The organism is Rhodococcus sp. RD6.2 (assembly GCF_001040705.1).
GTDB lineage: Bacteria > Actinomycetota > Actinomycetes > Mycobacteriales > Mycobacteriaceae > Rhodococcus_G.
In genome coordinates this window covers 135,650-149,345 of sequence record NZ_CVQP01000003.1, presented here as the reverse complement: position 1 = coordinate 149,345, position 13,696 = coordinate 135,650, and the positions used below count along the sequence as shown (strand labels likewise).

Genomic DNA, 13,696 nt, shown 5'->3' with positions numbered 1-13,696 from the left:
CCCGCCGTCCCGCTCAGGCTCCCGCGGGGAGCTTCGTGAAGTCGGGCTCGCGTCCCTCGGCGAAGGCGACGAGCGCCTCGATGTTCGCGGGCCCACCCATGAGTTCGGCGAAGCAGGCGTTCTCGCGTTCGCGGGCGGCGGCGATCTCGGCGCGTAACGGTGCCGTCATCGTCTGCTTCACCGCGACGAGGCTCGAGATCGGTTTGGTGGCAAGTACTTCGGCGTGCTTGCGTGCGACGTCCAGAAGATCGTCCGGCTCGCAGACCTGGAAGACGAGGCCCATCTCCTTCGCCTGCTCGGCGTGAATCCACTCCGAGCTCATCAGCACCCAGGCGGCGTTCTGTCGTCCGATGAGGGTGGGCAGCAGGAAGCTCGACGCGGCCTCCGGTGCCACGCCGAGGCCGGTGAACGGGCACTTCAGCTTCGCCGAGGTGGACATGAATGCGAGGTCGGCGAATCCGATGATGGTGGTGCCGATACCGAGGCCGAGCCCGTTGACGGCGACGATCAGCGGCTTCGGGAACTCGGTGAGTGCGTCTATCAGGCCGAGGAAGCCGTGCTTGCCGGGCTGGAAGTTCGGGTCGCTGGTGCGGGCGTGCATCTCCCGCAGGTCGGTGCCCGCGCTGAACGCGCGGCCGTTGCCGGTCAGGAGTACCACCGCCACCGACGGATCCTCGGCGGCGTCCCGCAGCGCCTCGGTGGCCGCGTCGTAGAGGGCCTCGTTGAACGCGTTGAGTGCGTCGGGACGGTCGAGAGTCAGCGTTCGGACGCGCGCGCGGTCGTCGATGAGGATGCTCATGTCCCGCATGGTAGAACGTGTTGCATTTCAATGGGGGCGATCCTGCGTGCCCTGTCTGCGGCCCCGATCTGTCCTAGGGTTGCCGAATGGGAGCCTTCGAACCGGGAAGACGCCTGCGGGTCGTGCCCACCGACCCCGACGAGCTGCGGGCGTTCGTTGAAGCGGCGGGCAGCCTGCCGGTGCCACCGAATGGAGGTGCCGTCGCCTACCGCCTGCGGATCTCACTCGACGGCGTCACGCCGGAGGTGTGGCGGAGCCTGACCGTCAGGTCCACCTCGAGGCTCGACGAACTCCATCCGGTGCTGCAGACCGTCATGGGATGGACCGACTCCCACCTGCATCAATGGCGACGCCCGGACCCGAACGACCCCGGTCGCGTCGAACGGTTCGCGACACGCTCCTGCATCGAGGAGGGTTTCGCGAACGGGTCTCGATGCGAGGACATGGTGCGGCTCGACGACGTCCTCACCGCACCCGGTGACGCCCTCGTGTACGAGTACGACTTCGGTGACGGTTGGGAGCACACGGTCGTCCTCGACGGCATCGACCACGACCAGTCGCCCGAGGGGGCGCACTGCATTGCGGGCGAGCGGGCCTGCCCGCCCGAGGACTGCGGCGGCGTGTCCGGCTACGCGCGACTGACGGACGCCCTCGCGGACCCGGAGCGTCCCGCGCACGCGCCGCTGGTGGGCTGGGCCGGTGCCTTCGAACCCGAGTCCTTCTCGGCCGCCGACGTCAACATGATGCTGGCCGCGCGGGACGCCATGCGACAGTTCCCGCCGGTGATCGGATCGCAGGTGGAGCCCCTGCTGACGCGTATCCCGTACCAGGCGGCGCCGCATGTCCACGCGTTGATGGCCCGCGCCCACCTGCAGGTGCGTTCCGACGTCCGCACGGTGGACATGCAGGACGGTGCGCTGACCCACCTGCGTTGGTTGCTCCGGCGGATCGGCGACGACGGCATCACGCTGACGGCGTCCGGCTACGTGCCGCCCGCCCACATCGAGGCCGCCCGCACCGAACTCGACTGGGGTGACCGGTGCCTGCCCGACAGCACCCGCGAAGTCGACAACTCGTACTTTCAGCGGTTCCGGGACTCCGCACTGACGCTCGGCCTGATCCGGAAACACAAGGGCAAGCTGGTGCTGTCGAAGCGTGGAGCGGAGTTGCTGGACCGGGAAAACGACCTGTGGGAGCACGTGCTCGCCACCCTTCCCCTCGGCAGCGAGTCCATCGAACGGGAGGCGGGGCGTCTGCTGTTGCTCACCGTGGCGGCTGGTGCGTCGGCAGACGAGCGGCGCGTGGCGATGAGCGAAGGCCTCGCCGCACTGGGATGGTGGAACGAGGACGGCAGCGCCCTCACCCAGTTCGACGTGTCCTGGGTGGCCGCGCCGACCCAGGACTTTCTCTCCACGATCGGGGCGCTGGGTCCGATGGGCGGGGTGCCACCGGACTGGGCGCGCGGGTTCGCCCGGATGACACTGTCGATGTAGCGGGCCGCGGCAGGAGCCGCGACCCGCTACCCGTCAGGCCCCGGTGCGCAGCTCGCGCTTGAGCAGCTTTCCGCTCTGGTTACGGGGCAGCGCGTCGACGAACCGAATCTGCTTGGGCACCTTGAACGGTGCGATCCGCTCCTTGACGTGCCCGATCAAGCCGTCGGCCGTCGCCTCCTGGCCGTCGCGCAGCACCACGACCGCCGTGATCGCCTCGATCCACTTCTCGTCCGGGGTGCCGATCACCGCGACCTCCGCGACCGCCGGATGGGTGTAGAGGGCGTCCTCGACCTCACGGGACGCGACGAGGATGCCGCCCGTGTTGATGACATCCTTGATGCGGTCCACGACGGTGACGAAACCGTCGGAGTCGCGGGTGACCAGGTCGCCGGAGTGGAACCAGCCGTCGCGGAACGCCTCCGCCGTCGCGTCCGGATTCTCCCAGTACCCCTGGCACAGTTGCGGGGACCGGTAGAGGATCTCGCCGGACTCGCCGTCGGCGACGTCGTTGCCGTCCGCGTCGACGACCCGGGTCTCGACGAAGAACACGGCACGCCCGCACGCCGACGGCCGGTCCTCGTGCTCCTCCGGCCGCAGCACGCAGGCGAGGGGCCCGATCTCGGACTGGCCGAAGCAGTTGTAGAAGCCGAGGTCGGGGTAGCGCTCGCGCAGCCGGTTCAGCACCGTCACCGGCATGATCGACGCGCCGTACTGGGCCTTGCGCAGCGACGACAGGTCGCGGGTGTCGAGGTCGGGGTGGTTCGCGAGCGGCACCCACACCGTCGGCGCCAGGAACAGCGAACCGATGCGGTCCTCCTCGATCCGGCGCAGGATCTCCGGAATGTCCGGCGCCGCCATCAGGTTCACCGTCGCGCCCACCGACAGGTACGGCAGCATGAACACGTGCATGCCCGCCGAGTGGTACAGCGGCATCGCGATCAGCGGGTTGTCGTCGGCCTTGAGGTCGAGGGCGATCACCGACGAGACGTACTCGTAGGCGAGTGCCTCGTGGGTCATCATGGCGCCCTTGGGCTTCGACGTCGTGCCCGAGGTGTAGAGGAGCTGCGCCAGGTCGGTCGCGGCGGCGCGCGGCGGGAACACGGGTGCCTCGCCGGTCAGGGACTTCTCGAGCAGCGATCCGTCGGCGTCACGCAGGGGCAGCACGTGTGCGACGGCCGGCAGGGCGCCGCGCACCGAATCGAGGACACCGGTCAGCGCCGGGTCGACGAGCACCGCACGCGCGCCCGACTGCGACACGAGGTAGGTGAGTTCCTCACCCTTGAGGGCGTAGTTCACCGGAACGTGGACGAGGCCGGCGCGGGCGCACGCCAGGAAACCGATGACGTAGGCGTCCGAGTTGGTGCCGTACGCCGCGACGCGGTCGCCCGGTTCGAGGCCGAGTGCGGTGAAGTGCGCGGCGGCGCGGCTCACGGCGGCGTCGAGGTCGCGGTAGGTGTGGGTGCGTCCGTCGAAGATCAGTGCGTCGCGGTCGGGGAACTTCGCCGCCGAGCGTCGCAGGATGCCGTCGAGGGTGTGGGTGCGGGGGTCGAGACTCATGTACGTCAGATTATGGGACGTCCAATAGTTGCGCTAGAGCCTGTGAATTCTTCCGGTGCCGGGAGGGCCGGAAGGACTCACAGGCGGCGCCGTCGCCTACACGCGAACGAAGCGGGCAGGCTCGGAGCCCTGCACCTGGACGACCTGCTCACGGGTGACGAGGTGACGCAGGTGCGCCGCGGCCTCGGACACCGCCATGCCCTTCGCGAGCGGGTGGAAATCGGACCACGCCCGGTACCACTTCATCCGCTCGGCGACCTCCCACAGCGTGATCTCGTCGTCGCCGAACGCGTCGTACAGGTGCTCGAGGCGCTCCTCGTGGTGCTCGACGAGTTCCTTCGCGCGCCCCGGCAGGTCCGTGATCGGCAGGCCGTGCGCTCCGAGTCCACGCGTGACGCCCATCGACTGCACCCGCTGCAGCGAGCTCAGGAACTCGGCGAGCGCGTCCCGCTCCTCCAGCGGGTAGATGAAGTTCCCGACGTGCGGCGTCGTCTTCTGCAGGACGTGGTCGCCGGTGAACATGACGTCGGCGTCCTCCAGATGGAAGCACGCGTGGCCGGGGGTGTGACCGGGCGTGAACACCATCCGCAGGGTGCGGCCGCCCGCCAACGGGATCACCTGGCCGCCGGTGAGAATGCGATCCGCCGCCGACTCCGGGCCGGCAGGCGGCTTGAGGTGCGTCGCCGCCCGGTAGGCCTCGCAGTCCGCGTCGGACGCACCCGCCCGCCGCAGGTTCACGATCTGATCCTCGAGCCACTCCGCGGTGTGTCCCGACGACATCAACCGGAACATCTCGTTGTCGGCCTCGTGCATCGCGATCCACGCGCCCGACGCCTCCCGGACCCGTCCGCACAGGCCGGTGTGGTCGGGGTGGAAGTGGGTGAGGACGACGCCCTCGACGTCGGCGATCGAGTGGCCCATCGACTCGAGTCCGCCGGTCAGGCCCTCCCAACCCTCGTCGCCGTCCCAGCCCGTGTCGACGAGGACGACGCCGTTCGGCGACTCCATCGCGTAGATCAGCGTGCTGCCCAACGGGTTGTGGGTCATCGGAACCGTGATCTGGAAGATGCCATCACCGATGGCTACTGCGTCGGACATCGCTACCTCTTCAAGGGTGAAATTCGATCTAGTCTTTCGATCATCACTACCTCACGACGTGGCCTGGAGCACAGCCTGTGTGCCCGTTCAGTGGGCGTTGTGTGACAAATTCAACTCGGTGGCAGCGGGAGATTTGCAGGGGTTTCGACGGGTGCGCACGGGCATTCGGCGTGCACAACCGGTGTGCATGCGCGGACAGGCGTGCGAACGCCGTGACCAGGCACGCGGGACGTCCGGTGCGCTGTCGGAACGCTGTGGTAAGCCTGTTTCGAACCGATCGAGGGGGCCTCGCTTGCTGACTCTGCACCGCGCCGAACGTTCGGACGTGCTCGCCGACGCGCTCGCGAAGGTTCTCGTCGTCCCGCTGCCGGACCCGTTCGCCCGCGAGGTCGTCGCCGTCCCAGCGAAGGGCGTGGAACGGTGGCTGACGCAACGACTTTCGAGCGTTCTGGGTGCGGCGCCGACGGGGGCAGACGGGATCGCCGCCAACATCGACTTCCCGTCGCCGACCCGTCTCGTCGACGATGCGCTCGCCGCGGTCACCGGCGCGACCGCGGACACCGACCCGTGGCACCCGGCGCGCGTGCTGTGGACGCTCCTCGATGTGGTCGACGACAGCCTGGACGATCCGTGGGCCGCGGTCCTGGCCCGGCACCTGGGCCGCGACGATCCGTCCGGTCACCGTGTCGGACGCCGCTACGGCACCGCCGCTCACCTGGCCGAACTGTTCCGCACCTACGGTGTGCAGCGTCCGGGGATGCTCGTCGACTGGGCCGCCGGCCACGACACCGACGGCGCGGGCGGCGACCTGCCGTCCGACCTCGTGTGGCAGGCGCAGCTGTGGCGACGCCTGCGCGACCGGATCGGTGCCGACAGCCCCGCCGAGCGGTTGGCGCCGGCGTGCGAGGCGCTGCGGGCCCGCCCCGACGTCGTGGACCTGCCCGACCGGATCTCCGTGTTCGGACCGACCCGGCTGACCACGGCGCAGCTCGAGGTCCTCGCCGCGTTGGCGGTCAATCGTGATGTGCACCTGTGGGTTCCGCACCCCAGCGTGGCGATGTTCGACGCGTTGACGCGGTTCGAACCGCCCTCGACCCGCGCCGGCGACGAATCCGGGCTCGCCGTGACACACCCGCTGCTCGCGAGCCTGGGCCGCGACGTGCGGGAACTGCAGTTTCGGATCGGCGCCGAGGGCGTCGCGCACGAGCACCACGCCGCGCCGCCGCGGCCGGAAACCCTGCTCGGGCGGCTGCAGGACGACCTGGCGGCAGATCGGGAGCCGAGCAGCGCGGACGATGACGGGTCCGTGCAGATCCACGCCTGCCACGGCCCGGCGCGGCAGGTGGAGGTGCTGCGTGAATCCCTGCTGCACCTGTTCACCGACCTGGACGACCTCGAACCCCGCGACGTGCTGATCATGTGCCCCGACGTCGAGACGTACGCGCCGCTGATCCGGGCGGCGTTCGGGCAGGACGGCATCGGGCATCCCGGTCACGGGCTGCGGGTCCGGCTCGCGGACCGTGCACTGCACCAGACCAATCCGGTGCTCGCCGTGGTCGCGTCGCTGCTCGACCTCGCGGACGGTCGCGTCACGGCCAGCCAGATCCTCGATCTCGCCGACGCGGAGCCGGTGCGCCGCCGGTTCGCGTTCACCGACGACGACGTCGAACGACTCCGTGAGTGGACCACCGCCGCCGGTGCCCGCTGGGGAATCGGGCCGCGGGAGCGCACCGCGTACGGGCTGCCGGACTTCGCGCAGAACACCGTCCGTTCGGCGCTCGACCGCATCCTGCTCGGCGCCGCGGCCGACGACACCGACGGCGACTGGCTGGGGCTGACGCTGCCGCTCGGCGGCGTCGACAGCAACGACATCGACCTCACCGGCAAGCTGGCCGAATTCGTCGACCGCCTCGATGTCGCACTGCGGGGGCTGACGGGCCCGCAGCCGACACCGGCGTGGGCCGCCGCCCTCACCCGTGCGCTCGACCTGATGGTCGACGTCCGCGAGCGGGACGCGTGGCAGTTGGGGCAGGCGCATCGCGAACTGGCGGCCGCGATGGAGCACGGCACCGCGGAACTGAGATTGGCGGACGTGCGGGCCATGCTGGCGTCGCGGCTCGCGGGACGCCCCACCCGCTCGAACTTCCGCACCGGCGAGTTGACGGTGTGCACGATGGTGCCGATGCGGTCGGTGCCGCACCGGGTGGTCGCGCTGCTCGGCCTCGACGACGAGGCGTTCCCCCGCAGTCCCGGAGTGGACGGCGACAACGTCCTCGGCCGCACTCCGCTTCCGGGGGAACGGGATCCGCGCAGCGAGGACCGGCAGCTGCTACTGGACGCCATCGGTGCGACGGGGGAGCGGCTGCTGCTGTTCTACACGGGCATGGACCCGGTCAGTGGTGCGCCGCGGCCCCCGGCGATCCCGCTGAGCGAGGTCCGCGACGTCCTCGACGCGATGGTCGGCGGGTCCGGCACCCTCGTGCGGTCGCATCCGTTGCAGCCGTTCGACCCCCGCAACTTTCGTCCCGAGCACCCGTTCAGCTTCGACCCCGCCGCGCTCGCCGGAGCGCGTGCGGCGCAGCGGCCGGCCCTGCCGGAACCGGAGTTCCTGCCCGCACCGCTGGCGGAACCGGAGCGCGGCGACGTCGCCCTCGCCGACCTCGTCGCGTTCGTCGTCCACCCCACCCAGGCCTTCCTCAAACAGCGTCTCGGCGTGCGGATCGCGGACCTCGACGAGGAGATCGCCGACTCGCTCGACCTCGAACTGGACTCCCTCGCCGCGTGGTCGATCGGCGAACGCATGCTCACCGCGGTCCTCGCCGACGACCGCGACATCGCCGACGCGATCGCGCAGTTCCGGCAGGCGGAGTGGCGTCGCGGCACCCTGCCCCCGGCCGCGCTCGGGGGTCGGGCGCTGGCGGGCATCGAGGAGGCGGTCCGCGTCCTCGGGTCCGCGGGGCGGGTGCCGGGCCGGCCCGAAACCGTCGACATCGATCTCGACCTCGGGGGTCGTCGTCTCGTCGGGAGCGTCGACGGCGTCCACGGCGACCTCGTCGCCCGCACCACCTACTCGAAACTCGGCCCGAAGCACCGGCTCACCGCGTGGGTGCAGGTGCTGGCGCTGGCGGCGTCGTACCCGGACCGGCAGTGGAAGGCCGACACCACGGGCAAGGCGCCGATGCGGCGTCCGACGGCGTGGCGCTCGCACCTCGTGGCTCCCGCGGACGCCCGTGCCCACCTCGACACCCTGATCGCGCTGCGGGACAACGGCCTTCGAGCGCCACTGCCGATCGTCACTTCTGCCACCGCCGCCTACGCCCAACGCCGCGCCGGCGGCGACGCCGTCGCCTCCGCACTCGACTCCGCCGAGAAGGAATGGTCGAGCCTCTTCGGCGACGCCAAGGACAAGCACGTGGCGTACCTGTACGGGGTGGACGCACCGATCACGGTGCTCACCGCCGCCGGAGCGCCCGGTTCGGAGGGCACCGAATTCGGTGAACACGCCCGCACGCTGTGGGCGCCGCTGCTCGCCGCCGAGACCGTCGGAGCCGCCTGATGACCCCCGCCACCGACCGCGCCGCATTCGATCTGCTCGGCGACCTGCCCACCGGGACAACGGTCCTCGAAGCCAGCGCGGGCACCGGCAAGACGTACGCCATCGTCGGCCTCGCCGTCCGCTATGTCGCCGAACTCGGCGTCGACCCGGAACGCCTGCTGCTCGTGACGTTCAGCCGCGCCGCCACGAAGGAACTACGCGAACGCACCCGCGACCGCTTCGCCGCCGTCGCCGCGGGCCTCGCCGACCCCGCCGCGAGCAGCGACGGACTGGTCGCGTTCCTCGCCGATGCCGACCCCGACACGGTGACGCTGCGACGTCAGCGGCTCCTGCAGGCGCTGTCGAACTTCGACGCCGCCACCATCGCGACCACCCACAGTTTCTGCCAGCGGATGCTCGACGGCATCGGCATCGCCGGCGAACGCGACCCCGACACCGAACTCGTCGAGGAAGCCACCGGCCTGATCGCCGAGGCCGTCTCCGACCTCTATCTGAGCCGATTCGGACGCGACCCCGACCCGACCCTCACTCCCGAGGAGGCGCGAAAAGCGGCGCGGGCGGCCATCTTCGACCCGCAGGCCGTCCTGGCCCCCGCGAACGCGGACGGCACCGCGGCCGGCGATGCGGTCGCGTTCGCCCAGTCCGTGCGGGACGAGGTGCGTCGCCGCAAACGCGCCGCGGGGATCCGCGACTTCGACGACCTGCCCGCCCTGCTGCACGGCGTCCTCACCGACGACGAGCACGGCGAGGACGCCCGGCGGCGGGTGCGGGAACGGTACGACGTCGTCCTCGTCGACGAGTTCCAGGACACCGACCCGTTACAGTGGGGGATCCTCAAGGCCGCGTTCCACGGGCACGCCACCCTGATCCTCGTTGGTGACCCCAAGCAGGCGATCTACGCGTTCCGCGGCGCCGAGGTGTACGCGTACCTCGACGCCGTCACCGAATCCCGCACCCTCGAACTGACCACGAACTGGCGCAGCGACAAGCCCCTGCTCGACGCGCTCGCGCACGTGCAGGGTGGTGCGGCGCTCGGACATCCCGACATCGTCGTGCACCCCGTCGCCGCCGAGAACGACGGATCCCGGGTGACGGGGGTGCCGCCGATCCGGCTGCGGTACCTCACCCGAGCAGGCGCGGGGCCGTTGGGCAAGAGCGGCTATCCCGCGATCGCGCCGCTGCGGGCGCGGGTCGCGGACGACGTCGCCGCCGACATCGTGCGCCTGGTGTCCGGGGAGGCCACCATCGACCTCGGCTCACCGTCCGCGGGAGGGCGGGGCATCGTGCCCGGCGACGTGGCCGTGTTGGTGCGCACCAACAGGCAGATCACCCTGGTGCACGACGCGCTGGACCGCGCCGGCATCCCGGCCGTCACGGTCGGTGGGCTCAGCGTGTTCGTCACGCCCGCCGCCCGGGACTGGCTGTGGGTGCTGCAGGCATTGGAACAGCCGCACCGCTCCGACCGCGTCCGGCCCGCCGCGCTGACGTCGCTGCTGGGGAAGACCGCCACCGACCTCGACGCCGGCGGCGACGAACTGGTCGCGCAGATCGGCGGCGGCATCCGGGATCTCGGACGTGTCTTCGCGACGGCGGGGTTCGCGGCGATGGTGGAACGGCTCGCCGCGTGGAGCACCCTCGAATCCCGGCTGCTGGCCCGGGTCGGTGGCGAGCGCCGCCTGACCGACCTGCGGCACATCGCGCAGCTGCTCGGTGAAGTTGCCGTCGCGCAGGGCCTTGGCCTGACCGCGCTCACCCGCTGGCTCACCGACCGGATGCGCGAACCCAACGTCGGCACCGCCGACCGCAGTCGTCGCCTCGACTCCGATGCCGCCGCCGTGCAGATCGCGACAGTGCACGCCACCAAGGGACTCGAGTACCCGATCGTCTACGTCCCCTTCGGGTGGGACGCCGCGAAGAACCCGACCCCCGACAAGCTGCTGCTGCACGACGACGAGCACCGGCGCATCCTCGACGTCGGCGGGCCGGACGGCCCCGGCTACCGCGAACGCCGGGCACGGCACGACGAGGAGGAGGCAGGCGAGGAACTGCGCCTGCTGTACGTCGCCTTGACCCGCGCCAAGTGTGCGCTGGTGTTGTGGTGGGCGCCGTCCACGTCGACGGCGTCGGCGCCGCTGCACCGGATGCTGCTCGCCCGCGTGCCGGGTGCGCTGGAGGTGCCGCGCAGCCTGCCGGTGCCCGCCGATCCGCAAGTGGCGCAGCTGTTCACCCGCTGGGCGGACGGGGTGCCCGGCGTCGACGTGGAGGCCGTCGCACCCGATCCGATCGAGGTGGGGTCGTGGAACCCGCCGCACGAGAGCATCGACGAGCTCGAGGCCGCGACGTTCCACCGCGTCCTCGACGACGAGTGGCGTCGCACCTCCTACACCGCCATCACCGCCGCCGCGCACGCTCTCGCGCCCGTCGCGAGCGAGACGGAGGAACCGGCTCTCGACGACGAACCCGAGGAACCGCCCCTCACGGCGTCGGGCGCCGACACCGGCGACGGGCACCTGCCGTCCCCGATGAACGGGATGCCCGCCGGCGCCGCGTTCGGCACCCTCGTCCACGCCGTACTCGAATACGTCGACACCGCCGCCGACGACCTCACCGCCGAGGTGCTGCAACGATGCCGTGAGGAGGTGACATCCGGGTTCGCGGACGTCGACCCGGACGCACTCGCCGCGTCGCTGATGCCGGTCCTCGCGACGCCGTTGGGGGAGTCGCACACTCTGGCGTCGATCGCGCCCTCGGACCGCCTGCCGGAGTTGGATTTCGAGTTCCCGCTGGACCACGATGCCCGAGGCTCCGCCCGAGGATGGGCAGGCGACGATGCCGCGGCCGAGGTCACCTTGGACGCCACGGTCGCGCTGTTGCGCAGGCACCTGCCCGCCGACGACGTCCTCGCGTCGTACGCCGACGACCTGGCCGAACTCGGCGCGGTCCCGCTGCGCGGCTACCTGACCGGCAGCATCGACGCGGTCCTCCGCCTGCCCGGCCCGCGGTTCGTCGTGGTCGACTACAAGACCAACCGCATCGTGCCCGGCGACGTGACCACCGGACACTTCACCCGCGACTCGATGGCCGCCGAGATGATGCGCTCCCACTATCCGCTGCAGGCGCTGCTGTACTCCGTTGCCCTGCACCGCTACCTGCGATGGCGGTTGCCCGGATACGACCCGGAGGTGCATCTCGGCGGCGTGCAGTACCTGTTCGTTCGCGGCATGGCCGGGCCGGACACTCCGGACGGGTGCGGGGTGTTCGAGTGGCACCCGCCTGCCGCGCTGATCACCGACTTGTCCGATCTGCTCGCCGGACACACGACCCACGGGGGTGCGCGATGACCGACGCGCGGATCGCGCAACGCGGCAAGGGTGTGTTGCGGGTGTTCAACGAGGCGAAGGTGCTCGGCGCGGCGGACGTGCACATCGCGGTACGGCTCGCGCAGATGGCGGGGGAGTCGTCGGAGGACGCCGTGCTGGCGACGGCGCTCGCGGTGCGGGCCGTGCGGTCGGGGTCGGTGTGTCTGGAGGTCAACGGCATTCGGGACATCGGTGTCGACGCGGTCCAGTCCGAGGACGGGTCCGAGATCGATCTCGACGCGTTGCCGTGGCCCGAGCCGGCGGTGCTGCTGGGTGCGCTGCGCGCCAGCCCCCTTGTCGTCGGCGGCGCCGCCGGTCCGCTGCGCCCGTTGCGGCTCGTCGACACCGACGTCGGTTCGCTTCTGTACCTGGAGAAGTACCACCGGCAGGAGGAGACGGTGCGCCGTGTCCTCGACTCGCGGGCCGGCGATCACCCCGATGTCGACGTGGACGCGCTGCGCGCGGGACTAGCCGAGCTGTTCCCCGGCGCCGAACCGGACCGGCAGCGCGTGGCGGTCGCCGTCGCGGCGACGCACAGGACGGCGGTCATCGCGGGCGGCCCGGGCACCGGCAAGACCCACACCGTCGCGCGGGTGCTGGCGATGCTTCGCCGCCTGCACGGCGACGGTCTACGCATCGGGCTCGCGGCGCCGACAGGGAAAGCGGCTGCGCGGCTGCAGGAATCGGTGCGGGCACAGGACGCATCGCTCGGTCTGCCGCCGACCCTCGCGGCGTCGACGCTGCACCGCCTGCTCGGGTGGGGTCACAACGGCCCCCGCTACCACGCGGGCAACCACCTGCCGTACGACGTGATCGTCGTCGACGAGACGTCGATGGTGTCGCTGACCATGATGTGCCGGCTCCTCGAGGCTCTGCGTCCGCAGACCCGACTGGTGCTCGTCGGCGACCCGAACCAGCTGGCGTCCGTCGACGCGGGCGCCGTGCTCGCCGACCTCGTGGATCGACCCGTCACGGTCGCGGCGAACCCGGTGCTGGACCGGGTCGTCGGGGCCGATCTCGAGACGTGGACCGCGGACGAGCGGGATCGGTTGCGGGGCGGCATCGTTCGGCTTACCCGCGGCTGGCGCTTCGACCGTGACATCGGTGCCCTCGCCGACGCCGTCCGCGACGAAGAAGAGGACCGCGTCATCGACCTGCTGCGGGCGGGCGGGGACCAGATCGAGTTCCTGGCACCCGACGACCTCGACGCGCTGCGGCGTGAGGTGGTGGGCACCGCGGTGGACGTGGTGCAGGCTGCGGAGGCCGGTGACGTGGCCGCGGCGCTGGACCTGTCGGAGCGGCACCGGCTGCTGTGCGCGCACCGCGACGGACCGTACGGCGTCGCGTGGTGGGAGCGGGCGTCCCTCGAATGGATCGGCGCCGAAGTCGGGCACCGGCTCGACCCCGACGCCCTCACCGCGGGCCGGCCGCTGCTCGTCACCGCGAACGACTACGACGCGCGGATCTACAACGGCGACACCGGAGTCGTGGTCCGGCGCGGCGACGGTGAACTCGTCGCGGCGTTCGCGCGCGGCGCCGAACCGCTGATCCTGCACCCCAGCAGGCTCTCGTCCACGCAGTCCGTGTACGCCATGACCATTCACCGCAGCCAGGGCAGCCAGTACGGCACGGTGTCCGTCATCCTCCCCGACGAGCGCTCTTCGCTGCTCACCCGGGAACTGCTCTACACCGCCATCACCCGCGCGAAGGACAAGGTGCGGATCATCGGCACCGAGGACGCCGTGCGCGAGGCAGTACGGAGGAAGGTGCGGCGGGCCAGCGGTCTGCGGTTGGGATGACGTCCGCGAGCTGACAGACGAAAGCCCGGCAGACA

7 protein-coding genes are annotated in these 13,696 nt (G+C 71.1%); 4 read left to right on the top strand and 3 right to left on the bottom strand.

The window, feature by feature from the left end; genetic code table 11:
- Positions 1–13: 13 nt before the first annotated feature.
- Positions 14–799 (bottom strand): enoyl-CoA hydratase/isomerase family protein, encoded by a 786-nt coding sequence (locus RHCRD62_RS06070; RefSeq protein ID WP_050063809.1) that lies wholly within the window; start codon positions 797–799, stop codon positions 14–16.
- 86 nt (positions 800–885) lie between these two features.
- Here RHCRD62_RS06070 and RHCRD62_RS06065 point away from each other — a divergent pair, with 86 nt between their 5' ends.
- The gene (locus tag RHCRD62_RS06065) at positions 886–2,292 is read left to right on the top strand and encodes a plasmid pRiA4b ORF-3 family protein (protein WP_050063808.1); all 1,407 of its coding nucleotides are present in this window, start codon (positions 886–888) and stop codon (positions 2,290–2,292) included.
- A gap of 33 nt (positions 2,293–2,325) precedes the next feature.
- Here RHCRD62_RS06065 and RHCRD62_RS06060 read toward each other — a convergent pair whose 3' ends face one another.
- Both RHCRD62_RS06060 and RHCRD62_RS06055 read right to left on the bottom strand, forming a co-directional pair.
- Positions 2,326–3,849, bottom strand: coding sequence for an acyl-CoA synthetase (locus tag RHCRD62_RS06060; protein ID WP_050063807.1), 1,524 nt, complete (start codon positions 3,847–3,849; stop codon positions 2,326–2,328).
- A gap of 96 nt (positions 3,850–3,945) precedes the next feature.
- Positions 3,946–4,947 (bottom strand): MBL fold metallo-hydrolase, encoded by a 1,002-nt coding sequence (locus tag RHCRD62_RS06055; RefSeq protein WP_050063806.1) that lies wholly within the window; start codon positions 4,945–4,947, stop codon positions 3,946–3,948.
- 292 nt (positions 4,948–5,239) lie between these two features.
- Between RHCRD62_RS06055 and recC the strand changes: the two genes are divergently transcribed.
- Genes recC through recD form a run of 3 tightly spaced genes read left to right on the top strand, consistent with a single transcriptional unit; the run spans position 5,240 to position 13,661 of the window.
- Complete coding sequence (recC, locus tag RHCRD62_RS06050; protein ID WP_050063805.1) at positions 5,240–8,503, top strand: exodeoxyribonuclease V subunit gamma; 3,264 nt, start codon at positions 5,240–5,242, stop codon at positions 8,501–8,503.
- The gene (locus RHCRD62_RS06045) at positions 8,503–11,844 is read left to right on the top strand and encodes a UvrD-helicase domain-containing protein (protein WP_084734117.1); all 3,342 of its coding nucleotides are present in this window, start codon (positions 8,503–8,505) and stop codon (positions 11,842–11,844) included. The genes recC and RHCRD62_RS06045 overlap by 1 nt, the downstream gene beginning before the upstream one ends.
- A complete protein-coding gene (recD, locus tag RHCRD62_RS06040; RefSeq protein WP_050063803.1) occupies positions 11,841–13,661 on the top strand; it encodes an exodeoxyribonuclease V subunit alpha in 1,821 nt (606 codons plus the stop codon). The genes RHCRD62_RS06045 and recD overlap by 4 nt, the downstream gene beginning before the upstream one ends.
- Positions 13,662–13,696 lie beyond the last annotated feature (35 nt).